Origin of the sequence: Streptomyces sp. NBC_00457, assembly GCF_036014015.1 — a bacterium.
In the GTDB taxonomy this organism is placed as follows: Bacteria; Actinomycetota; Actinomycetes; order Streptomycetales; family Streptomycetaceae; genus Streptomyces.
In genome coordinates this window covers 4,606,364-4,627,461 of the sequence record NZ_CP107905.1, presented here as the reverse complement: position 1 = coordinate 4,627,461, position 21,098 = coordinate 4,606,364, and the positions used below count along the sequence as shown (strand labels likewise).

Below are 21,098 nucleotides of genomic sequence, written 5' to 3'. Positions count from 1 at the left end.
CTGTGTTTGACCTGCGTCACGCTCGGGGTATTGTCTCCGGCTCGATTGGCCAGCGACCTGCCCCATATGGCAGACTGTCCGAGTTGCTCGGTCGAGTGTTGATGCTGCGCGCCTCCCGCCGGGAGGACCGGAAGCGAGTCCCACAGTACTCGTCGCCCTAACTGCCTCATGGCAGCGCTGGGGCGGACGTACGGGAATCTTTCGGGAAGTGTCAGTGCGGCACCGGCCAGGCACCCGGTGGGTCTTCACCCCCGGCCGTGCTTTCCAGCAGGGAAGTTCCAGAGATGGGACATCTGTGTCAGTGAGAGTGCGACACGCCCGACCGCGTGGGTCGGAGGTGGAGTGTTCGGAACACCGGGTTCCAGAGCGTTAAACGAGAGACAGGACTACTAGTAGCCATGGCGGGACAGAAGATCCGCATCCGGCTCAAGGCCTACGACCACGAGGTCATCGACTCCTCGGCGAAGAAGATCGTCGAGACGGTGACGCGTACTGGTGCGTCGGTCGCGGGCCCGGTGCCGCTGCCCACTGAGAAGAACGTGTACTGCGTCATCAAGTCGCCGCACAAGTACAAGGACTCGCGCGAGCACTTCGAGATGCGTACCCACAAGCGCCTGATCGACATCCTCGACCCCACCCCCAAGACCGTTGACTCTCTGATGCGACTCGACCTCCCGGCCGGTGTCGACATCGAGATCAAGCTCTGAGGGTCGGTGAGCTGAGAATGACCAAGCAGATCAAGGGCATCCTGGGCGAGAAGCTCGGCATGACGCAGGTGTGGGACGAGAACAACCGTGTTGTTCCGGTCACCGTCGTCAAGGCCGGCCCGAACGTCGTGACCCAGGTCCGTACGAATGACAGTGACGGCTACGAGTCGGTCCAGATCGCCTTCGGCGAGATCGACCCGCGCAAGGTGAACAAGCCCCTCAAGGGCCACTTCGCCAAGGCCGACGTCACCCCCCGTCGCCACCTCGTCGAGATCCGTACCGCTGACGCCAGCGAGTACACCCTCGGCCAGGAGATCACCGCCGAGGTGTTCGAGGCCGGGATCAAGGTCGACGTGACCGGCAAGAGCAAGGGCAAGGGCTTCGCCGGTGTCATGAAGCGTCACAACTTCAAGGGCCTCGGCGCCGGACACGGCACCCAGCGCAAGCACCGCTCTCCCGGTTCCATCGGTGGCTGCGCCACCCCGGGCCGTGTGTTCAAGGGCCTCCGCATGGCGGGTCGTATGGGCAACGAGCGCGTCACCACCCAGAACCTGACCGTCCACGCCGTTGACGCGGAGAAGGGTCTGCTGCTCATCAAGGGCGCGGTTCCCGGTCCGAACGGCGGCCTCGTCCTGGTCCGCACCGCGGCCAAGGGGGCCTGAGGTAACCGATGAGCACTGTTGACATCCTTTCGCCCGCCGGCGAGAAGGCCGGAAGCGTCGAGCTCCCCGCGGAGATCTTCGACGTGGAGAAGATCAGCGTTCCGCTGCTTCACCAGGTCGTCGTCGCGCAGCTGGCAGCTGCCCGCCAGGGCACCCACAAGACCAAGCGCCGCGGTGAAGTCCGTGGTGGTGGCCGCAAGCCGTACCGCCAGAAGGGCACCGGTCGCGCCCGTCAGGGTTCGACGCGTGCGCCGCAGTTCGCCGGCGGTGGCGTCGTCCACGGCCCGCAGCCGCGTGACTACTCGCAGCGGACCCCGAAGAAGATGAAGGCCGCGGCCCTGCGCCACGCCCTCACCGACCGGGCCCGCAACAACCGCATCCACGTCGTCTCCGGCGTCATCGAGGGCGAGAGCCCGTCGACGAAGGCCGCGAAGACGCTCTTCGGCAAGATCAGCGAGCGCAAGAACCTGCTGCTCGTCATCGACCGTGCCGACGAGGCCGCGTGGCTGTCCGCCCGCAACCTGCCCCAGGTCCACATCCTGGAGCCGGGCCAGCTGAACACGTACGACGTTCTCGTCTCGGACGACGTGGTCTTCACCCAGGCCGCCTTCGAGTCCTTCGTGTCCGGCCCGAAGGCCAATGACACCGAAGGGAGCGAGGTCTGATGGCCATCCGTCACCCCGCCATTGCCTCCAAGGCCGCCAAGAAGGCCAAGGCCGCGCGCGTCGCCAAGGCGCGTCGCCACGCCACCGAGGGCAAGAACACCGTCGTCACCCCGGCGAGCAAGGCGTACACGGACCCCCGTGACGTCCTGCTGAAGCCGGTCGTGTCCGAGAAGAGCTACGCGCTCATCGACGAGAACAAGTACACGTTCCTGGTCGACCCGAGTGCCAACAAGACCCAGATCAAGCAGGCCGTCCAGGCGGTCTTCTCGGTCAAGGTCACCGGGGTCAACACGATCAACCGCCAGGGCAAGCGCAAGCGGACCCGCACCGGCTTCGGCCAGCGTGCGGCGACCAAGCGCGCGATCGTGACCCTCGCTGAGGGCGACCGTATCGACATCTTCGGCGGTCCGACCGCGTAAGCGGGTCGGATCGTCCGATATCGGACGAGGACTGAGAAATGGGAATCCGCAAGTACAAGCCGACTACGCCGGGCCGTCGTGGTTCCAGCGTCGCCGACTTCGTCGAGGTCACGCGGTCCACGCCGGAGAAGTCGCTGGTCCGCCCGCTGCACAGCAAGGGCGGCCGTAACAACGCCGGTCGTGTGACCGTTCGCCACCAGGGTGGCGGACACAAGCGCGCCTACCGTGTCATCGACTTCCGTCGCCATGACAAGGACGGCGTGCCGGCGAAGGTCGCGCACATCGAGTACGACCCCAACCGCACCGCGCGCATCGCGCTGCTGCACTACGCGGACGGCGAGAAGCGCTACATCCTCGCCCCGCGCAACCTGCAGCAGGGTGACCGCGTCGAGAACGGTCCCGGGGCCGACATCAAGCCGGGCAACAACCTGGCGCTCCGCAACATCCCGGTCGGTACCACGATCCACGCGATCGAGCTCCGTCCGGGTGGCGGCGCCAAGTTCGCCCGTTCCGCCGGTGCCTCCGTGCAGCTGCTCGCGAAGGAGGGCCAGATGGCCCACCTCCGTATGCCGTCCGGTGAGATCCGCCTGGTCGACGTGCGCTGCCGCGCCACCGTCGGCGAGGTCGGCAACGCCGAGCAGTCCAACATCAACTGGGGCAAGGCCGGCCGCAAGCGCTGGCTGGGCGTCCGCCCGACCGTTCGCGGTGTGGCGATGAACCCGGTTGACCACCCGCACGGTGGTGGTGAGGGCAAGACCTCCGGTGGTCGCCACCCGGTCAGCCCCTGGGGTCAGAAGGAAGGACGTACTCGTTCGCCCAAGAAGGCGTCGAACAAGTACATCGTCCGCCGCCGCAAGACGAACAAGAAGCGCTAGGAGCGGGTTTAGATGCCGCGCAGTCTCAAGAAGGGGCCCTTCGTCGACGACCACCTGATCAAGAAGGTGGACGCCCAGAACGAAGCCGGTTCCAAGAACGTCATCAAGACCTGGTCCCGTCGCTCGATGATCGTCCCGGCCATGCTCGGCCACACGATCGCGGTGCACAACGGCAAGACCCACATCCCGGTGTTCGTCACCGAGTCGATGGTCGGCCACAAGCTCGGCGAGTTCTCGCCGACGCGCACCTTCCGGGGCCACGTCAAGGACGACCGGAAGTCGAAGCGCCGCTAGTAGCGGATCGCATTCAGACAAAGAAACCTGAAAGGGACAACCATGGAAGCCAGGGCCCAGGCGCGGTACATCCGCGTCACGCCCATGAAGGCCCGCCGCGTGGTGGACCTCATCCGTGGCATGGATGCCACGGAGGCCCAGGCGGTCCTGCGATTCGCTCCGCAGGCCGCCTCCGAGCCGGTCGGCAAGGTGCTCGACAGCGCCATTGCCAACGCCGCGCACAACTACGACCACACCGACGCCGACAGCCTCTTCATCTCCGAGGCGTACGTCGACGAGGGTCCGACCCTGAAGCGGTTCCGTCCGCGCGCCCAGGGCCGTGCCTACCGGATCCGCAAGCGGACCAGCCACATCACCGTGGTCGTCAGCAGCAAGGAAGGAACCCGGTAATGGGCCAGAAGGTAAACCCGCATGGGTTCCGCCTCGGTGTCACGACCGACTTCAAGTCGCGTTGGTACGCCGACAAGCTGTACAAGGACTACGTCAAGGAAGACGTCGCCATCCGTCGGATGATGACGTCCGGCATGGAGCGCGCCGGTATCTCGAAGGTGGAGATCGAGCGCACCCGTGACCGCGTGCGTGTGGACATCCACACCGCGCGTCCGGGCATCGTCATCGGCCGCCGTGGCGCCGAGGCCGACCGCATCCGCGGTGACCTGGAGAAGCTGACCGGCAAGCAGGTCCAGCTGAACATCCTCGAGGTCAAGAACCCGGAGACGGACGCTCAGCTGGTGGCCCAGGCCGTCGCCGAGCAGCTGTCCTCCCGCGTCTCCTTCCGTCGGGCCATGCGTAAGAGCATGCAGTCCGCCATGAAGGCCGGCGCCAAGGGCATCAAGATCCAGTGCGGTGGCCGTCTCGGCGGCGCCGAGATGTCCCGCTCGGAGTTCTACCGCGAGGGCCGTGTGCCCCTGCACACGCTCCGCGCGAACGTGGACTACGGCTTCTTCGAGGCCAAGACGACCTTCGGCCGTATCGGTGTGAAGGTCTGGATCTACAAGGGCGACGTCAAGAACATCGCCGAGGTCCGCGCCGAGAACGCTGCCGCCCGTGCGGGTAACCGCCCGGCTCGCGGTGGCGGCGCCGACCGCCCGGCCCGTGGTGGCCGCGGTGGCGAGCGTGGCGGGCGCGGTCGTAAGCCGCAGCAGGCTGCCGGCGCCGAGGCCCCCAAGGCCGAGGCTCCCGCCGCCGCCGCTCCGGCTGAGAGCACCGGAACGGAGGCCTGACCGACATGCTGATCCCCCGTAGGGTCAAGCACCGCAAGCAGCACCACCCGAAGCGCTCCGGCATGTCCAAGGGTGGCACGCAGGTTGCGTTCGGCGAATACGGCATCCAGGCGCTGACCCCGGCGTACGTCACGAACCGTCAGATCGAAGCGGCTCGTATCGCCATGACCCGTCACATCAAGCGTGGCGGCAAGGTCTGGATCAACATTTACCCGGACCGCCCCCTGACGAAGAAGCCGGCCGAGACCCGCATGGGTTCCGGTAAGGGTTCTCCCGAGTGGTGGGTGGCCAACGTCAAGCCCGGACGTGTGATGTTCGAGCTGTCGTACCCCAACGAGAAGATCGCGCGCGAGGCCCTGACCCGTGCGGCTCACAAGCTGCCGATGAAGTGCAAGATCGTCAAGCGCGAGGCAGGTGAATCGTGATGTCGGCCGGTACCAAGGCGTCCGAGCTGCGCGAGCTGGGCAACGAGGAGCTGCTCAACAAGCTCCGCGAGGCCAAGGAAGAGCTGTTCAACCTCCGCTTCCAGGCGGCGACCGGACAGCTCGAGAACCACGGTCGGCTGAAGGCCGTCCGTAAGGACATCGCGCGGATCTACACCCTGATGCGTGAGCGCGAGCTGGGCATCGAGACGGTGGAGAGCGCCTGATGAGTGAGAGCAACGTGACTGAGCAGACCGCAGAGGCGCGCGGCTTCCGCAAGACCCGTGAGGGTCTCGTCGTCAGCGACAAGATGGACAAGACCGTCGTCGTCGCCGTCGAGGACCGCGTCAAGCACGCGCTGTACGGCAAGGTCATCCGCCGTACGAACAAGCTCAAGGCGCACGACGAGCAGAACGCCGCGGGCGTCGGCGACCGGGTTCTCCTGATGGAGACCCGTCCGCTGTCCGCGACGAAGCGCTGGCGCGTCGTCGAGATCCTCGAGAAGGCGAAGTAAACAAGCGGGGGTTCGCCCCCGCTGCCCCGCCGGGAGCTCCGGCTCCCGGCGCGGGTTTCGCTGTGAAGAGGCTTAAGTAATTCCTGCGGAGTAACCCGCAGGACGGTTCCGCCAGGCTCTCCGGCTCACCGCCGGAGGGAACCGGCAGACAATCAGGAGATAGACGTGATCCAGCAGGAGTCGCGACTGCGTGTCGCCGACAACACTGGTGCGAAGGAGATCCTTTGCATCCGTGTGCTCGGTGGCTCCGGTCGCCGCTACGCGGGCATCGGTGACGTCATCGTCGCCACCGTCAAGGACGCGATCCCCGGTGGCAACGTGAAGAAGGGTGACGTCGTCAAGGCGGTCATCGTTCGCACCGTCAAGGAGCGCCGCCGTCCGGACGGCTCGTACATCCGCTTCGACGAGAACGCCGCCGTCATTCTGAAGAACGACGGCGACCCTCGCGGCACCCGTATCTTCGGCCCCGTCGGCCGTGAGCTGCGCGAGAAGAAGTTCATGAAGATCATCTCGCTCGCGCCGGAGGTGCTGTAAGCATGAAGATCAAGAAGGGCGACCTGGTCCAGGTCATCACCGGTAAGGACAAGGGCAAGCAGGGCAAGGTCATCGCGGCCTTCCCCCGTGAGGACCGCGTCCTGGTCGAGGGTGTCAACCGGGTCAAGAAGCACACCAAGGCCGGTCCGACCGCTCGCGGTTCGCAGGCCGGCGGCATCGTCACGACCGAGGCGCCGATCCACGTCTCCAACGTCCAGCTGGTCGTTGAGAAGGACGGCAACAAGGTCGTCACGCGTGTCGGTTACCGCTTCGACGACGAAGGCAACAAGATCCGCGTTGCCAAGCGGACGGGTGAGGACATCTGATGGCTACCACCACCACCCCGCGTCTGAAGCAGAAGTACCGCGAGGAGATCGCGGGCAAGCTGCGTGACGAGTTCAAGTACGAGAACGTCATGCAGATCCCCGGCCTCGTCAAGATCGTGGTCAACATGGGTGTGGGCGACGCCGCCCGCGACTCCAAGCTGATCGACGGCGCGATTCGCGACCTCACCACGATCACCGGTCAGAAGCCGGCCGTCACCAAGGCCCGCAAGTCCATCGCGCAGTTCAAGCTGCGTGAGGGTCAGCCGATCGGTGCCCACGTCACGCTCCGTGGCGACCGCATGTGGGAGTTCCTGGACCGCACCCTGTCGCTCGCGCTGCCGCGCATCCGCGACTTCCGTGGTCTGTCCCCCAAGCAGTTCGACGGCCGTGGCAACTACACCTTCGGTCTCACGGAGCAGGTCATGTTCCACGAGATCGACCAGGACAAGATCGACCGCGTCCGGGGTATGGACATCACCGTGGTCACCACGGCGACCAACGACGCCGAGGGCCGCGCGCTCCTCCGTCACCTCGGCTTCCCCTTCAAGGAGGCGTAAGCGAGATGGCGAAGAAGGCTCTGATTGCCAAGGCTGCTCGTAAGCCCAAGTTCGGTGTACGTGGCTACACGCGCTGCCAGCGCTGTGGTCGTCCGCACTCCGTGTACCGCAAGTTCGGCCTCTGCCGCGTGTGCCTTCGTGAGATGGCTCACCGTGGCGAGCTGCCGGGCGTGACCAAGAGCTCCTGGTAGTCCCGTACTTCGGGACGTCAGGAACTCTCGGTAAGTAAAGGGCAGTGTCAGGTGCCCACCTCTCCGTGGCTTAGGCTAGGAGGGTTGGGCGCCTGGACGCCCATACGACTTACTACGCCGTAGGTCCACCGCGCCGCACCCGCCCCGTCTCGGATCGGGGAGAGGGATGGCGCACCAGGAAACCCCGGCGAGAGAGGCCGAAGGCCAATTCATGACCATGACTGATCCGATCGCAGACATGCTTACGCGTCTGCGGAACGCGAACTCGGCGTACCACGACACCGTGGCGATGCCGCACTCGAAGATCAAGTCTCACATCGCGGAGATCCTCCAGCAGGAGGGCTTCATCACGGGCTGGAAGGTCGAGGACGCCGAGGTCGGCAAGAACCTCGTCCTGGAGCTGAAGTTCGGCCCCAACCGTGAGCGCTCCATCGCGGGCATCAAGCGGATCTCCAAGCCCGGTCTCCGGGTGTACGCGAAGTCCACCAACCTGCCGAAGGTGCTCGGCGGCCTCGGCGTGGCGATCATCTCCACGTCGCACGGGCTTCTCACCGACAAGCAGGCCGGCAAGAAGGGCGTAGGCGGAGAAGTTCTCGCCTACGTCTGGTAGCGGAAGGGAACGGAGGAAACAGCTATGTCGCGCATTGGCAAGCTCCCCATCACGGTTCCCGCCGGCGTGGACGTCACCATCGATGGCCGCACGGTCCAGGTGAAGGGCCCCAAGGGCACCCTCTCCCACACCATTGCGGCGCCGATCGAGATCGCTAAGGGCGAGGACGGCGTGCTGAACGTCGTGCGTCCGAACGACGAGCGTCAGAACAAGGCCCTGCACGGCCTGTCCCGCACGCTGGTGGCGAACATGATCACCGGCGTGACCCAGGGTTACGTGAAGAAGCTCGAGATCAGCGGTGTCGGTTACCGCGTGCAGGCCAAGGGTTCGAACCTGGAGTTCGCTCTCGGCTACAGCCACCCGATCACCGTCGAGGCCCCCGAAGGCATCACCTTCAAGGTCGAGAACCCGACGCGGTTCTCGGTCGAGGGCATCGACAAGCAGAAGGTCGGCGAGGTTGCGGCCAACATCCGCAAGCTGCGCAAGCCCGACCCGTACAAGGCCAAGGGCGTCAAGTACGAGGGCGAAGTCATCCGCCGCAAGGTCGGAAAGGCGGGTAAGTAAGCCATGGCATACGGACAGAAGATCCTTAAGGGCGACGCCTACAAGCGCGCCGCGATCAAGCGCCGTCACATCCGGATCCGCAAGAAGGTCGCGGGTACGGCGGAGCGTCCGCGTCTGGTCGTTACCCGCTCCAACCGCCACATCGTGGCCCAGGTGATCGACGACATCAAGGGTCACACCCTGGCGTCGGCGTCCACTCTGGACACCTCGGTGCGCGGTGGCGAGGGTGACAAGTCCGCACAGGCCAAGCAGGTCGGCGCCCTGGTCGCCGAGCGCGCCAAGGCCGCGGGCGTCGAGGCCGTCGTATTCGACCGTGGTGGTAACCAGTACGCCGGGCGCATTGCCGCTCTGGCGGACGCCGCCCGCGAAGCCGGACTGAAGTTCTAGTCGGTTCCGTAGCTAGCGGAGACAGAGAGAGGTAATTCCAATGGCTGGACCCCAGCGCCGCGGTGGCGGTGCCGGTGGCGGCGAGCGGCGGGACCGGAAGGGCCGTGACGGCGGCGCAGCTGCCGCCGAGAAGACCGCGTACGTTGAGCGCGTTGTCGCGATCAACCGCGTCGCCAAGGTTGTGAAGGGTGGTCGTCGCTTCAGCTTCACTGCGCTCGTCGTAGTGGGCGACGGTGACGGCACCGTGGGTGTCGGTTACGGCAAGGCCAAGGAGGTGCCGGCCGCCATCGCCAAGGGTGTTGAGGAGGCCAAGAAGCACTTCTTCAAGGTCCCCCGTATCCAGGGCACCATCCCGCACCCGATCACGGGTGAGAAGGCTGCCGGCGTCGTTCTCCTCAAGCCGGCTTCGCCGGGTACCGGTGTTATCGCCGGTGGTCCCGTGCGTGCCGTCCTGGAGTGCGCCGGTATCCACGACGTGCTGTCGAAGTCGCTCGGCTCGTCGAACGCGATCAACATCGTGCACGCGACCGTGGAGGCCCTGAAGGGTCTGCAGCGTCCCGAGGAGATCGCGGCCCGCCGTGGTCTGCCGCTCGAGGACGTCGCTCCCGCGGCTCTGCTGCGTGCGCGTGCCGGGGCTGGTGCTGCGTAATGGCTCAGCTCAAGATCACGCAGACGAAGTCGTACATCGGCAGCAAGCAGAACCACCGTGACACCCTGCGCTCCCTTGGTCTCAAGGGCATCAACACGCAGGTCGTCAAGGAGGATCGTCCCGAGTTCCGCGGCATGGTGCACACCGTCCGCCACCTCGTGACGGTCGAGGAGGTCGACTGATCATGGCGGAGCAGAACCCGCTCAAGATCCACAACCTCCGTCCCGCCCCGGGCGCCAAGACCGCCAAGACCCGTGTGGGTCGTGGTGAGGCGTCGAAGGGTAAGACGGCCGGTCGTGGTACCAAGGGTACGAAGGCCCGTTACCAGGTTCCGGAGCGCTTCGAGGGTGGCCAGATGCCCCTCCACATGCGTCTCCCGAAGCTGAAGGGGTTCAAGAACCCGTTCAAGACCGAGTACCAGGTCGTGAACCTCGACAAGCTGGCCGCGCTCTACCCCGAGGGTGGCGAGGTCACCGTCGAGGGTCTGGTGGCCAAGGGTGCTGTTCGCAAGAACAGCCTCGTCAAGGTGCTCGGCCAGGGCGAGATCTCCGTGGCGCTGCAGGTGACGGTCGACGCCGTCTCCGGCTCCGCCAAGGAGAAGATCACCGCCGCCGGCGGCACCGTCACCGAGCTCGTCTGAACACCTCAGGCGCCTCGATGACTTGAGCGATCCCGACCGGGGATACCCACAAATGGGGTATCCCCGGTTGGTCGTTCCAAGGGTGGCAGTCCCGCGGGTAAGGTGGCCTGCACTGCCAACTTTTACTGAGTGCTTCACGTGGGGCACTCAGAGCGGCAGTTGACCGTTACGTATGTCGTTGTTATCCATCGGAATCTCACAACCGTCACCCTTGACGCAGAAGCGCGGGGGTCGCAGGAGGCACCGTGCTCACCGCGTTCGCCCGGGCGTTCAAGACGCCCGACCTGCGCAAGAAGCTGCTCTTCACGCTCGGCATCATCGTGATCTACCGGATCGGTACGCATATCCCGATCCCCGGTGTCGACTATCAGAACGTCCAGACCTGTATCGACGTGGCCAAGGGCAACCAGGGCCTGTTCGGTCTGGTCAACATGTTCAGCGGCGGCGCGTTGCTGCAGATCACGATCTTCGCGCTCGGCATCATGCCGTACATCACGGCGAGCATCATCCTGCAGCTGCTGACGGTGGTGATCCCGCGGCTCGAGGCCCTGAAGAAGGAGGGCTCGGCCGGTACAGCGAAGATCACGCAGTACACCCGGTATCTGACGGTCGCGCTCGCCGTCCTCCAGGGCACCGGCCTGGTCGCCACCGCCCGCAGCGGCGCGCTCTTCCAGGGCTGCCCCGTGGCCTCCGAGATCGTCCCGGACCAGTCGATCTTCGTGACCATCACCATGGTCATCACCATGACCGCCGGTACGGCCGTCGTGATGTGGCTCGGTGAGCTCGTCACCGACCGCGGCATCGGCAACGGCATGTCGATCCTGATGTTCATCTCGATCGCCGCGACCTTCCCGTCCGCGCTGTGGGCCATCAAGACGCAGGGCTCCCTGGCCGACGGCTGGATCGAGTTCGGCACCGTCGTCCTCGTCGGCCTGTTCATGGTCGGCCTGGTGGTCTTCGTCGAGCAGGCACAGCGCCGCATCCCCGTGCAGTACGCGAAGCGGATGATCGGCCGCCGCTCCTACGGCGGCACGTCCACGTACATCCCGCTGAAGGTGAACCAGGCGGGTGTGATTCCCGTCATCTTCGCCTCGTCGCTGCTCTACATCCCGGCACTGATCGCGCAGTTCTCGAGCGGGAACTCCAGCTGGAAAACGTGGATCGAGTCACACCTGGTGAAGGGTGACCATCCGATTTACATCACTCTGTACTTCTTGCTCATCGTTTTCTTCGCGTTCTTCTATGTGGCTATCTCCTTCAACCCCGAAGAAGTAGCCGACAACATGAAGAAGTATGGTGGCTTCATCCCGGGCATCCGGGCTGGCCGGCCGACCGCTGAGTACCTGTCGTACGTGCTCAACCGGATCACCTGGCCGGGTTCGCTGTACCTGGGTCTGATCGCTCTCGTCCCGACAATGGCGTTGGCTGGTTTCGGGGCAAACCAGAACTTCCCGTTCGGCGGCACCAGCATCCTGATCATCGTGGGTGTCGGTCTCGAGACGGTGAAGCAGATCGAGAGCCAGCTCCAGCAGCGCAATTACGAAGGGTTCCTCCGCTGATGCGAATCGTCCTCGTCGGGCCGCCGGGCGCCGGTAAGGGTACGCAGGCCTCGCGCCTTGCCGAGAAGCTGCGCATCCCGCACATCTCCACGGGCGATCTGTTCCGCGCGAACATCAGCCAGCAGACGGAACTCGGCAAACTCGCGAAGTCCTACATGGACGCCGGCAACCTGGTCCCCGACGAGGTCACCATCGCGATGGCCAAGGACCGCATGGAGCAGCCCGACGCGGAGAACGGCTTTCTGCTCGACGGCTTCCCGCGCAATGTCTCGCAGGCCGAGGCGCTGGACGGGGTGCTGGAGACCGAGGACGTCACGCTGGACGCGGTGCTGGATCTCGAGGCACCCGAGGAAGAGGTCGTCAAGCGGATCGCCGGCCGGCGGATCTGCCGGAGGGACTCCGCGCACGTCTTCCATGTGACGTACAGCGCGCCGAAGAAGGATGGCGTCTGCGACGTCTGCGGCGGTGAGCTGTACCAGCGGGACGACGACTCCGAGGAGACCGTCCGCAAGCGGCTCGAGGTCTACCACACGCAGACCGAACCGATCATCGACTACTACAAGACCCAGGGCCTGGTCGTCACGATCAACGCGATGGGTCCCGTGGACGAGGTCACCGGTCGTGCGCTGGAGGCGCTGAAGCGCGAGGGCGACGAGAAGTAGTCGTTCGTACGTTGTCGTAGCCGCGGTTCCCCGTCGGGGGACCGCGGCTACTGCGTGAGAGCGGACGCATGCCGCGCACGTATGGTTGTGGAAGCAGCCCCATTTCTCCCCGTTGCAGAAAGGCCACCGCCGCCATGGTGCAGATCAAGTCCCCTGAGCAGATCGCCAAGATGCGTGAGGCGGGGCTGGTCGTTGCCGCCATTCACGCGGCGACGCGGGAGGCGGCCGTGCCGGGTGCTTCCACCAAGGACCTGGACGAGGTCGCGCGGAAGGTGCTCGCGGAGCACGGGGCGAAGTCGAACTTCCTCGGGTACGGCGGCTTCCCGGCCACCATCTGCACATCCGTGAACGAGGTCGTGGTCCACGGCATCCCGTCCGACGAGGTCGTGCTCAAGGACGGCGACATCATCTCCGTCGACGCCGGCGCGATCATCGACGGCTGGCACGGCGACGCGGCCTACACCGTCTTCGTGGGCTCCGGTCACGCGCCGGAGCTGATCGAGCTCTCCCGGGTGACGGAGGAGTCGATGTGGGCGGGCATCGCCGCGATGAAGCAGGGGCATCGCCTCGTCGACGTCTCCCGTGCCATCGAGACGTACATCCGCCGCCAGCCGAAGCCCGGGGGCGGGCGCTACGGGATCATCGAGGACTACGGCGGCCATGGCATCGGCACGGAGATGCACATGGATCCGCATCTGCTGAACTATGTCGAGAAGCGGCGGGGCAAGGGGCCGAAGCTGGTGCCCGGGTTCTGCCTGGCGATCGAGCCGATGGTGTCGCTGGGTACGCCGAAGACCGAGGTCCTCGCGGATGACTGGACGGTCGTCACGACGGACGGTACGTGGTCGTCCCACTGGGAGCATTCGGTTGCGTTGACCGAGCAGGGGCCGCTGGTGCTTACGTCTCCCGACGGGGGTCGGGCGAAGTTGGCGGAGTACGGGATCGTCGCTGCGCCGGATCCGTTGAGCTGAGCGCCGTCCGGGCGGGGTGTTCTGCTCTCGTCGGCGGCTGCGGGTTTGTGGGGGCTTGTCGCGCAGTTCCCCGCGCCCCTTACGGGGCGCTCCAGTCCCGAGCGCTTAATGATCTGGGTGTTGGGGCAGGCTTCCTCGATTCGTCTTTCCGGGTGCGCTGACGTAGACTGACTCGTCGGCTCTTGTGTACCCGCATGTCTGCATGCGCTCGCACAGGGTCGATCAAGGTAGTCGATTCGAAGGGCGAAGCGTGGCCAAGAAGCAAGGTGCCATCGAGATCGAGGGCACTGTCGTCGAGTCTCTTCCGAACGCCATGTTCAAGGTCGAGCTCCAGAACGGCCACCAGGTCCTGGCACATATCAGCGGCAAGATGCGAATGCACTACATCCGTATCCTCCCTGACGACCGGGTCGTGGTGGAGTTGTCTCCGTACGACCTGACGCGTGGCCGGATCGTCTACCGGTACAAGTAGATCTTGCCTGTGCCCCGGCTCGCCGGGGTGGTGGCACTGACCCGGAGAACCTCACCTAATGAAGGTCAAGCCGAGCGTCAAGAAGATCTGCGACAAGTGCAGGGTGATCCGCCGTCACGGTCGGGTCATGGTCATCTGCGAGAACCCGCGCCACAAGCAGCGCCAGGGCTGACGCACGACCGACTCTCTGCATCCGCAGAACTTCGCGCGACGCAAGCAGTACATGTTCATACGCGGAATCCAGGGCTGAGACTCATCAGACCTGACACCCCCGGTCGGAGGCTGGGGACCCAGTTCGTACCTAATCTTTGGCTGCATCTTTTGAACAGCGTGAAGAGGCCGGCGGCTGGGAGTCGGTTCCGTGTCAGACCTCCGAACGACAACTGGAGCCATTGAATGGCACGCGTTTCCGGTGTCGACATCCCGCGCGAAAAGCGTGTGGAAGTCGCCCTGACCTACGTGTTCGGCATCGGCCGGACCCTTTCGCAGCTGACGCTGGCGGAGACGGGCATCGACCCGAACACCCGTGTTCGCGACCTCTCCGAGGAGCAGCTCGTCGCGATCCGCGAGTACGTGGACAACAACATCAAGACCGAGGGTGACCTCCGTCGTGAGATCCAGGCCGACATTCGCCGCAAGGTGGAGATCGGCTGCTACCAGGGTCTCCGTCACCGTCGTGGCCTGCCCGTCCGCGGTCAGCGCACCAGCACGAACGCTCGTACCCGCAAGGGCCCGCGTCGCGCCATCGCCGGTAAGAAGAAGCCGGGCAAGAAGTAGTCCGCAGCGGACAACGCTTCATCAGCGGTCTTCGCTGTAGGACCGACCACCTCCCCGTAGGAGTTATAGATGCCCCCCAAGGGTCGTCAGGGCGCTGCCAAGAAGGTGCGCCGCAAGGAAAAGAAGAACGTCGCTCACGGTCACGCGCACATCAAGAGCACGTTCAACAACACGATCGTCTCCATCACGGACCCGTCCGGCAACGTGATCTCCTGGGCCTCCGCCGGCCACGTCGGCTTCAAGGGCTCCCGGAAGTCCACGCCGTTCGCCGCGCAGATGGCCGCCGAGTCGGCTGCCCGCCGCGCCCAGGAGCACGGCATGCGCAAGGTCGACGTGTTCGTCAAGGGCCCGGGTTCCGGTCGTGAGACCGCCATCCGTTCGCTCCAGGCGACCGGTCTCGAGGTCGGCTCCATCCAGGACGTCACCCCGACCCCGCACAACGGCTGCCGTCCGCCGAAGCGCCGTCGCGTCTGACCTGACGTACGGCTGCTTGGTTTGAGGTTTTCGGGCGGTATGGCTCTTCGGAGTCGTATCGCCCGTACCCTTGTAACAAATCAGGGCGTCAAATAGCGGGCGCCCCTGACAGAAGGAACGCAACATGCTGATCGCTCAGCGTCCCTCGTTGACCGAAGAGGTCGTCGACGAATTCCGCTCCCGGTTCGTGATCGAGCCGCTGGAGCCGGGCTTCGGCTACACCCTCGGCAACTCCCTGCGTCGGACTCTCCTGTCGTCGATCCCCGGAGCCGCTGTCACCAGCATCCGTATCGACGGTGTCCTGCACGAGTTCACCACCGTGCCGGGCGTCAAGGAGGACGTCACCGACCTGATCCTCAACATCAAGCAGCTGGTCGTGAGCAGTGAGCACGACGAGCCGGTCGTGATGTACCTGCGCAAGCAGGGCCCGGGTCTGGTCACCGCCGCCGACATCGCGCCCCCGGCCGGTGTCGAGGTGCACAACCCCGACCTCGTCCTTGCCACGCTCAACGGCAAGGGCAAGCTGGAGATGGAGCTCACGGTCGAGCGTGGCCGTGGTTACGTCTCCGCCGTGCAGAACAAGCAGGTCGGTCAGGAGATCGGGCGTATTCCGGTCGACTCGATCTACTCGCCGGTGCTGAAGGTCACGTACAAGGTCGAGGCCACGCGTGTCGAGCAGCGCACCGACTTCGACAAGCTGATCGTCGACGTCGAGACCAAGCAGGCCATGCGTCCGCGTGACGCGATGGCGTCGGCCGGTAAGACCCTGGTCGAGCTGTTCGGTCTGGCGCGCGAGCTCAACATCGACGCCGAGGGCATCGACATGGGCCCGTCCCCCACGGACGCCGCCCTTGCCGCCGATCTGGCGCTGCCGATCGAGGAGCTGGAGCTCACCGTCCGGTCGTACAACTGCCTCAAGCGTGAGGGCATCCACTCCGTGGGTGAACTGGTCGCGCGCTCCGAGGCCGATCTCCTCGACATTCGCAACTTCGGTGCGAAGTCCATCGACGAGGTCAAGGCGAAGCTGCACGGCATGGGCCTGGCCCTCAAGGACAGCCCGCCCGGATTCGACCCCACTGCTGCGGCGGACGCGTTCGGCGCGGACGACGACGCGGATGCGGGCTTTGTGGAGACCGAGCAGTACTGATCGGTTCCACTTCCGGGGTTCGCGTCAGCGGACCCCGGATCTCCGACAGACGACCGTCTGCTCGGATACTGACCCCGGTACCTGATACGGCCGGGGCAGACACCTAGGAGAAACATCATGCCGAAGCCCGCCAAGGGTGCCCGTCTGGGCGGCAGTGCCGCGCACGAGAAGCTGCTTCTCGCGAACCTCGCGAAGGCGCTTTTCGAGCACGGTCGGATCACCACCACCGAGGCGAAGGCCCGCCGTCTGCGGCCGTATGCCGAGCGTCTGGTCACCAAGGCGAAGAAGGGCGACCTTCACAACCGCCGTCAGGTGCTCCAGGTCATCACGGACAAGAGCATCGTGCACACGCTCTTCACCGAGATCGGTCCGCGGTACGAGAACCGTCCGGGTGGTTACACCCGTATCACCAAGATCGGTAACCGTCGGGGCGACAACGCGCCCATGGCTGTCATCGAGCTGGTGGAAGCGCTGACGGTCGCGCAGGAGGCGACGGGTGAGGCCGAGGCTGCGACTAAGCGTGCCGCCAAGGACGCCGAGGTTGCGGTTGAGACCAAGGTTGACGTGACCAAGGCCGACGAGGCCGAGGACACTGTCGCCGAGGAGTCGAAGGACGCGTAAGCGTTCTGCCGGGGGCTGTTTCGTTGGCGGGTGCGGCTTCGTCGTGGCTTGTCGCGCAGTTCCCCGCGCCCCTTTGGGGCGCGATTGCGGGTCCGTTCCTTTTCAAGGGGCGGGCCCGTTTTTGTGTTGCTGAGAGGATCTGTACGTGAGTGATGACGCAGCGCCCGGGTTCGTGCGAGTGCGCCTTGATCTGTCCTACGACGGGACCGAGTTCTCCGGCTGGGCCAAGCAGGCCGGTGGGCGTAGGACCGTGCAGGGGGAGATCGAGGATGCTCTGCGGACTGTCACGCGGTCCCGGGAGACGTATGAGCTGACCGTGGCCGGGCGGACCGATGCCGGGGTGCATGCGCGGGGGCAGGTCGCGCATGTCGATCTGCCTCGGGAGGTGTGGGGGGAGCATCACGAGAAGTTGCTGAAGCGGCTTGCCGGGCGGTTGCCGAAGGATGTGCGGGTGTGGGCGCTGAGGGAGGCGCCGGACGGGTTCAACGCGCGGTTCTCGGCTGTCTGGCGGCGGTATGCGTATCGCGTCACCGACAATCCGGGGGGCGTCGATCCGTTGCTGCGGAGTCATGTGCTGTGGCATGACTGGCCGCTCGACGTCGATGCCATGAACGAGGCGGCTCAAGGGCTGCTGGGGGAGCATGACTTCGCCGCCTACTGCAAGAAGCGGGAGGGGGCGACCACCATTCGTACGCTGCAGGAGCTGCGCCTGGTGCGGGGTGAGGACGGGATCGTCACGGCGACCGTGCGGGCGGATGCGTTCTGCCACAACATGGTGCGGTCGTTGATCGGGGCGCTGTTGTTCGTGGGGGACGGGCATCGGGGGCCGGACTGGCCGGGGAAGGTGCTTGCCGCCGGTGTGCGTGACTCCGCCGTGCATGTCGTACGGCCGCATGGGCTGACGTTGGAGGAAGTCGGTTACCCCGCCGACGAGTTGCTGGCCGCGCGGAACAAGGAGGCGCGGAACAGGCGGACGTTGCCGTCGGCGGGGTGCTGCGGCTAGCGGGGGTCAGCCGGCCAGGGCCTCTTTCAGCGTCGGCTGGAGATAGGGGACCAGGGACTTCGCGTAGCCGGCCGTGATGTGGCTGGAGTCGAAGTACACGATCTGGTCGGCGATCACCGTCGGGCACACGTCGCTCGCACAGAACGCGGGCAGGGTGTCGATGATCTCGGCACCGTGGCGCTTGGCCACCCGCTGCTCCATCTCCCGGTACTCGGGGTACTCGATGGCCTGGTCCTGTGCGGGATTGCAGGACGAGATGTCGTCGGTGTGGGTGGCGAGACAGTCCGGTACGTTCCGGCCGGGCTGCGGGCTGTCGGTGAGGTAGACCAGCTTGGCGCCGGTGTCCTCGAAGACCTGGAAGGCCTTTTCGGCGCCGGCCTCCCGCGCCTCGCGGCGGACGCGGTTGGTGACGACGATGACATCGGGCTTGACCTTCTCGAGTTCGTCGAAGGCCGATTCCCGCCAGCTGTCGCACTCGGAGTACTTGCGGTTGAGCTCGGGATTCTGGATCGAGTAGACCTCGGGGGAGCAGCCGCCCTTCGCCATGGTGATGATCCTGGCGTTGAGCTTCCGCCCGATCTCGTGGAAGGCGTCGCCCCACTGCCAGGCGTGGGAGTCGCCGATGACGACGATCGACGTCTTTCCTTCCGGGTCTCCGATGACGCAGTTGTCGCGCATGACGAATTCGGTGACCTGGGTGTTGTCGATGCAGCCGTAGTGGGTCTTGTCGTCGGGGGACTTGGGCAGAGCGCTCTGCGCGACGTTGGAGAGTTTCGTCTGGAGCACGGACTTCCGCACCGAATCCGGGCCGGAATAGCCGACCTTTCCGTCCGCTGCGACGGCGGTGGTCGAGAGGTTCAGCGGGAGCGTGGTCATGGCGAAGGCCGCGGCGGCGGCGGTGCCCGCGACGGCCGTGCCGCCGGCGAAGATGCCCTTCCAGGGGCGGGCCACCAGCTGCGGGTTGTTCCGGAAGCGGGCCTCGACCATGTAGTACATGGCGTAGGCCAGGATCAGCGACAGCGAGGCGACGCGGAACCGGTCAGAGTATGAGAGCTCGTGGCCGGTGATGTCCGGCCAGAGGATGAGGACCGGCCAGTGCCAGAGGTACCAGCCGTAGCTGACGTTGGCGACGGAGTTGAAGACCGGGTTGTTCAGCAGCCATTCCGCGCCGAGGCGGGGAGCGGCGCATCCGCCGGCGATGATCATGGAAGCGCCCAGGACGGGGCCGGCCACCGCGTATCCCGGCAGCGGGGTTTCCGGGGTGATGAGGAGCGCGGTGCCGATCGCGACGGCGAGCCCGGCCCAGGAGATGATCGCCGCCAGCCCGTGGTTCATACGGGAGAGCAGCGGGGCCCCGAGGGCGAGCAGGATGCCGAAGGCGAGTTCCCAGATGCGGGTGTGGGTGCCGAAGTAGGCGAGGGGCTGGTTCGAGGCTGTCTGCTGGATGGACAGATACAGTGACCCGCCCACCACGGCCGTGAGGAACAGTCCCACGAGGATGCGGTTGCCGAAGAGGGCGCGGCTGAGCCAGGCCGTGACGAACAGGACGATCGGCGCGGCGACGTAGAACTGCTCCTCGATGCCCAGCGACCAGAAGTGCTGGTAAGGGGACTGGGTCCCGTCGTTGGCGAAGTAGTCGGTGCCCGTCTCGACGAGCCGCCAGTTCATGACGCTCAGCGCGGAGGCGAATCCGTCCTCCATGTAGTCACGGAACCTGAGCGGGCTGCCGTAGACCCACGCGAGGGCCGCCGTGGCGAGGATGACGACGGCCATGCCGGGGGCGAGGCGGCGCATACGACGCGCCCAGAACTTGGTCAGTGACACCTTGCCGGTCTTGTCGATCTCGGCGAGGAGCTGGCTGCCGATGAGGAAGCCGCTGAGGACGAAGCTGACGTCCACGCCGCCGTGGATGTCGAGGATGCCGACGTGCATGCTGACCACCATCATGATGGCCACGGCGCGCAGGCCCTGAATGTCCGGCCGGTACTTGCGAAGAGGCTCTGTCTGCGCGGCCGTTGAACGATGGCGGGTCACGGTTCTCCAGTAACTTTCCGGGCTGGCCGGTGACTTCAGTGGACCGTCGGGCAGGCGACAGCCGTACCGCTGACGCGCACCCCCTGGGCGGGAATGCGGATGCCGCACGACAGCCGCAGCTGGGCGGGCAGCTCGTTCTGGGCGCCGACGTGTGCGTGGCAGCCCACCACGACTTCGCGGAGGAACGATTCGCTGCCGATCGAGGAGTCGTGGTCCACCACGGACTCGTGGATCTGGGCGCCCTCGGCCACGGTGACGTTCCCGCCGATGATCGAGCGGTCGACGACCACGTGTGCGCCGATGACGGCGTGCGGGCCGATCGTTGAGCCGCCGGTGATACGGGCGGTCGGGTCGACGGTGGCGGTGGGATGGATCAGGGCCTCGGCCGGCCGGTCCACCAGGGGAGACGTCGCCCGGCCGGTGATCAGGTCGGCCGAGCCGTGGACGAAGGCCAGCGGTGTGCCGAGGTCACGCCAGTAGTCGTCGGTGGTGTGGCCGTAGACGCGCCGCCCCTGGGCGACGAGCTGCGGGAAGGTCTCCTGCTCGACCGAGACCTCGCGGTCGGCCGGGATGGCGTCCAGCACGGACCGGCGGAAGACATAGCAGCCGGCGTTGATCTGGTCGGTGACGCACTCCTCCTGGGTCTTGGGCTTCTCCAGGAAGGACAGGACCCTTCCGGACGCGTCGGTGGGTACGAGGCCGAAGGCGCGCGGGTCCGAGACGCGGGTGAGATACAGCGTCACGTCCGCTTGCCGCGCCTCGTGCTGCTCCAAGACGTCCCGCAGGTCGAGGCCGGACAGGATGTCGCCGTTGAGGATCAGGACAGGGGCATCCGCCGGACCGCGCAGCAGGCGGGCCGCGTTGCGGATGGCGCCGCCCGTGCCGAGCGGGACGCTCTCGACGGCGTAGGAGATCCGCAGTTCCTGGGAGAAGTCCTTGAACTCCTCCTCGAAGAGGCTGGCGAGATACGAGGTGGCGAACACCACGTGCTCGACGCCCGCGTCCATCAGCTTGGCGATCTGGTGCCGGATGAAGGACGAGCCGGCGACGTTGAGCAGCGGCTTCGGGGTGTGGTTCGTCAGGGGGCGCAGGCGGGTTCCCTTGCCGCCCACCAAAATGATGGCTTCTTGCATGATGGC

33 protein-coding genes are annotated in these 21,098 nt (G+C 65.8%); 31 read left to right on the top strand and 2 right to left on the bottom strand.

The features are described from left to right. The first annotated feature begins 398 nt into the window (after positions 1 to 398). From rpsJ to truA, 31 genes are all read left to right on the top strand, one after another. Positions 399 to 707, top strand: a complete 309-nt coding sequence (gene rpsJ / locus OG828_RS20825; protein WP_003948644.1) for a 30S ribosomal protein S10 — start codon at positions 399 to 401, stop codon at positions 705 to 707. Positions 708 to 724: 17 nt separating this feature from the next. After that, on the top strand, positions 725 to 1,369 hold the full coding sequence (gene rplC, locus OG828_RS20820; RefSeq protein ID WP_210572712.1) for a 50S ribosomal protein L3: 645 nt from the start codon (positions 725 to 727) through the stop codon (positions 1,367 to 1,369). 8 nt (positions 1,370 to 1,377) lie between these two features. Then, positions 1,378 to 2,034 carry a 50S ribosomal protein L4 gene (gene rplD, locus OG828_RS20815; protein WP_210572714.1) on the top strand — a complete coding sequence of 219 codons (657 nt, stop codon included), beginning with the start codon at positions 1,378 to 1,380 and terminating at the stop codon, positions 2,032 to 2,034. Then, positions 2,034 to 2,453 carry a 50S ribosomal protein L23 gene (gene rplW / locus OG828_RS20810; protein WP_210572716.1) on the top strand — a complete coding sequence of 140 codons (420 nt, stop codon included), beginning with the start codon at positions 2,034 to 2,036 and terminating at the stop codon, positions 2,451 to 2,453. Before rplD ends, rplW begins: the two co-directional genes overlap by 1 nt. A gap of 38 nt (positions 2,454 to 2,491) precedes the next feature. Further along, complete coding sequence (gene rplB, locus OG828_RS20805; RefSeq protein ID WP_059192905.1) at positions 2,492 to 3,328, top strand: 50S ribosomal protein L2; 837 nt, start codon at positions 2,492 to 2,494, stop codon at positions 3,326 to 3,328. Between the two features lie 12 nt (positions 3,329 to 3,340). Then, positions 3,341 to 3,622, top strand: coding sequence for a 30S ribosomal protein S19 (gene rpsS / locus OG828_RS20800; protein WP_007384069.1), 282 nt, complete (start codon positions 3,341 to 3,343; stop codon positions 3,620 to 3,622). A 42-nt stretch (positions 3,623 to 3,664) separates the two neighbouring features. Then, positions 3,665 to 4,012, top strand: a complete 348-nt coding sequence (rplV, locus tag OG828_RS20795) for a 50S ribosomal protein L22 (RefSeq protein WP_155058649.1) — start codon at positions 3,665 to 3,667, stop codon at positions 4,010 to 4,012. Beyond that, the gene (gene rpsC, locus OG828_RS20790; RefSeq protein ID WP_210572717.1) at positions 4,012 to 4,845 is read left to right on the top strand and encodes a 30S ribosomal protein S3; all 834 of its coding nucleotides are present in this window, start codon (positions 4,012 to 4,014) and stop codon (positions 4,843 to 4,845) included. Before rplV ends, rpsC begins: the two co-directional genes overlap by 1 nt. Before the next feature lie 5 nt (positions 4,846 to 4,850). Next, the gene (gene rplP, locus OG828_RS20785) at positions 4,851 to 5,270 is read left to right on the top strand and encodes a 50S ribosomal protein L16 (RefSeq protein ID WP_328358859.1); all 420 of its coding nucleotides are present in this window, start codon (positions 4,851 to 4,853) and stop codon (positions 5,268 to 5,270) included. Further along, the gene (rpmC, locus tag OG828_RS20780; protein WP_010036720.1) at positions 5,270 to 5,494 is read left to right on the top strand and encodes a 50S ribosomal protein L29; all 225 of its coding nucleotides are present in this window, start codon (positions 5,270 to 5,272) and stop codon (positions 5,492 to 5,494) included. Before rplP ends, rpmC begins: the two co-directional genes overlap by 1 nt. Continuing rightward, a complete protein-coding gene (gene rpsQ, locus OG828_RS20775) occupies positions 5,494 to 5,781 on the top strand; it encodes a 30S ribosomal protein S17 (RefSeq protein WP_003992363.1) in 288 nt (95 codons plus the stop codon). The genes rpmC and rpsQ overlap by 1 nt, the downstream gene beginning before the upstream one ends. A gap of 165 nt (positions 5,782 to 5,946) precedes the next feature. After that, positions 5,947 to 6,315 (top strand): 50S ribosomal protein L14, encoded by a 369-nt coding sequence (gene rplN, locus OG828_RS20770; protein ID WP_003998823.1) that lies wholly within the window; start codon positions 5,947 to 5,949, stop codon positions 6,313 to 6,315. Positions 6,316 to 6,317: 2 nt separating this feature from the next. Beyond that, positions 6,318 to 6,641: a 50S ribosomal protein L24 gene (gene rplX, locus OG828_RS20765; RefSeq protein ID WP_003992365.1), complete on the top strand. Its 324-nt coding sequence runs from the start codon at positions 6,318 to 6,320 to the stop codon at positions 6,639 to 6,641. Further along, positions 6,641 to 7,198: a 50S ribosomal protein L5 gene (gene rplE, locus OG828_RS20760; protein ID WP_121787373.1), complete on the top strand. Its 558-nt coding sequence runs from the start codon at positions 6,641 to 6,643 to the stop codon at positions 7,196 to 7,198. Before rplX ends, rplE begins: the two co-directional genes overlap by 1 nt. 5 nt (positions 7,199 to 7,203) lie before the next feature. Continuing rightward, entirely contained in the window at positions 7,204 to 7,389 is a 186-nt protein-coding gene (locus tag OG828_RS20755; RefSeq protein WP_003948630.1) for a type Z 30S ribosomal protein S14, read from the top strand. Between the two features lie 211 nt (positions 7,390 to 7,600). Continuing rightward, complete coding sequence (rpsH, locus tag OG828_RS20750; protein ID WP_015658459.1) at positions 7,601 to 7,999, top strand: 30S ribosomal protein S8; 399 nt, start codon at positions 7,601 to 7,603, stop codon at positions 7,997 to 7,999. Positions 8,000 to 8,023: 24 nt separating this feature from the next. Further along, positions 8,024 to 8,563: a 50S ribosomal protein L6 gene (gene rplF / locus OG828_RS20745; protein ID WP_210572735.1), complete on the top strand. Its 540-nt coding sequence runs from the start codon at positions 8,024 to 8,026 to the stop codon at positions 8,561 to 8,563. 3 nt (positions 8,564 to 8,566) lie between these two features. After that, complete coding sequence (gene rplR, locus OG828_RS20740) at positions 8,567 to 8,950, top strand: 50S ribosomal protein L18 (protein WP_210572736.1); 384 nt, start codon at positions 8,567 to 8,569, stop codon at positions 8,948 to 8,950. 40 nt (positions 8,951 to 8,990) lie between these two features. Further along, positions 8,991 to 9,599 carry a 30S ribosomal protein S5 gene (gene rpsE / locus OG828_RS20735; protein WP_030671799.1) on the top strand — a complete coding sequence of 203 codons (609 nt, stop codon included), beginning with the start codon at positions 8,991 to 8,993 and terminating at the stop codon, positions 9,597 to 9,599. After that, positions 9,599 to 9,781, top strand: a complete 183-nt coding sequence (gene rpmD / locus OG828_RS20730; RefSeq protein ID WP_005481207.1) for a 50S ribosomal protein L30 — start codon at positions 9,599 to 9,601, stop codon at positions 9,779 to 9,781. Before rpsE ends, rpmD begins: the two co-directional genes overlap by 1 nt. 2 nt (positions 9,782 to 9,783) lie before the next feature. Next, the gene (gene rplO / locus OG828_RS20725) at positions 9,784 to 10,239 is read left to right on the top strand and encodes a 50S ribosomal protein L15 (protein WP_014674382.1); all 456 of its coding nucleotides are present in this window, start codon (positions 9,784 to 9,786) and stop codon (positions 10,237 to 10,239) included. Between the two features lie 245 nt (positions 10,240 to 10,484). Then, positions 10,485 to 11,798 carry a preprotein translocase subunit SecY gene (gene secY, locus OG828_RS20720; protein ID WP_328358836.1) on the top strand — a complete coding sequence of 438 codons (1,314 nt, stop codon included), beginning with the start codon at positions 10,485 to 10,487 and terminating at the stop codon, positions 11,796 to 11,798. Further along, positions 11,798 to 12,460: an adenylate kinase gene (locus tag OG828_RS20715; protein WP_328358833.1), complete on the top strand. Its 663-nt coding sequence runs from the start codon at positions 11,798 to 11,800 to the stop codon at positions 12,458 to 12,460. The genes secY and OG828_RS20715 overlap by 1 nt, the downstream gene beginning before the upstream one ends. Positions 12,461 to 12,594: 134 nt before the next feature. Next, on the top strand, positions 12,595 to 13,431 hold the full coding sequence (gene map, locus OG828_RS20710; RefSeq protein ID WP_328358830.1) for a type I methionyl aminopeptidase: 837 nt from the start codon (positions 12,595 to 12,597) through the stop codon (positions 13,429 to 13,431). A 250-nt stretch (positions 13,432 to 13,681) separates the two neighbouring features. Then, the gene (infA, locus tag OG828_RS20705) at positions 13,682 to 13,903 is read left to right on the top strand and encodes a translation initiation factor IF-1 (protein ID WP_003948620.1); all 222 of its coding nucleotides are present in this window, start codon (positions 13,682 to 13,684) and stop codon (positions 13,901 to 13,903) included. 58 nt (positions 13,904 to 13,961) lie between these two features. Then, the gene (gene rpmJ / locus OG828_RS20700) at positions 13,962 to 14,075 is read left to right on the top strand and encodes a 50S ribosomal protein L36 (protein ID WP_003998809.1); all 114 of its coding nucleotides are present in this window, start codon (positions 13,962 to 13,964) and stop codon (positions 14,073 to 14,075) included. Between the two features lie 224 nt (positions 14,076 to 14,299). Next, positions 14,300 to 14,680, top strand: a complete 381-nt coding sequence (rpsM, locus tag OG828_RS20695; protein ID WP_037680379.1) for a 30S ribosomal protein S13 — start codon at positions 14,300 to 14,302, stop codon at positions 14,678 to 14,680. A 69-nt stretch (positions 14,681 to 14,749) separates the two neighbouring features. Further along, positions 14,750 to 15,154 (top strand): 30S ribosomal protein S11, encoded by a 405-nt coding sequence (rpsK, locus tag OG828_RS20690; protein ID WP_003956432.1) that lies wholly within the window; start codon positions 14,750 to 14,752, stop codon positions 15,152 to 15,154. Positions 15,155 to 15,278: 124 nt separating this feature from the next. Continuing rightward, positions 15,279 to 16,301 (top strand): DNA-directed RNA polymerase subunit alpha, encoded by a 1,023-nt coding sequence (locus OG828_RS20685; RefSeq protein ID WP_210572742.1) that lies wholly within the window; start codon positions 15,279 to 15,281, stop codon positions 16,299 to 16,301. Between the two features lie 117 nt (positions 16,302 to 16,418). Next, positions 16,419 to 16,922 (top strand): 50S ribosomal protein L17, encoded by a 504-nt coding sequence (gene rplQ, locus OG828_RS20680; RefSeq protein ID WP_328358824.1) that lies wholly within the window; start codon positions 16,419 to 16,421, stop codon positions 16,920 to 16,922. Between the two features lie 145 nt (positions 16,923 to 17,067). After that, positions 17,068 to 17,925, top strand: coding sequence for a tRNA pseudouridine(38-40) synthase TruA (truA, locus tag OG828_RS20675; protein WP_328501975.1), 858 nt, complete (start codon positions 17,068 to 17,070; stop codon positions 17,923 to 17,925). Positions 17,926 to 17,931: 6 nt separating this feature from the next. Here the strand turns inward: truA and OG828_RS20670 are convergent, their stop codons facing one another. Both OG828_RS20670 and OG828_RS20665 read right to left on the bottom strand, forming a co-directional pair. Further along, positions 17,932 to 19,959, bottom strand: coding sequence for an acyltransferase family protein (locus tag OG828_RS20670; RefSeq protein WP_328501974.1), 2,028 nt, complete (start codon positions 19,957 to 19,959; stop codon positions 17,932 to 17,934). A gap of 35 nt (positions 19,960 to 19,994) precedes the next feature. Continuing rightward, the gene (locus tag OG828_RS20665; protein WP_328358815.1) at positions 19,995 to 21,092 is read right to left on the bottom strand and encodes an NDP-sugar synthase; all 1,098 of its coding nucleotides are present in this window, start codon (positions 21,090 to 21,092) and stop codon (positions 19,995 to 19,997) included. Between the last annotated feature and the right edge of the window lie 6 nt (positions 21,093 to 21,098).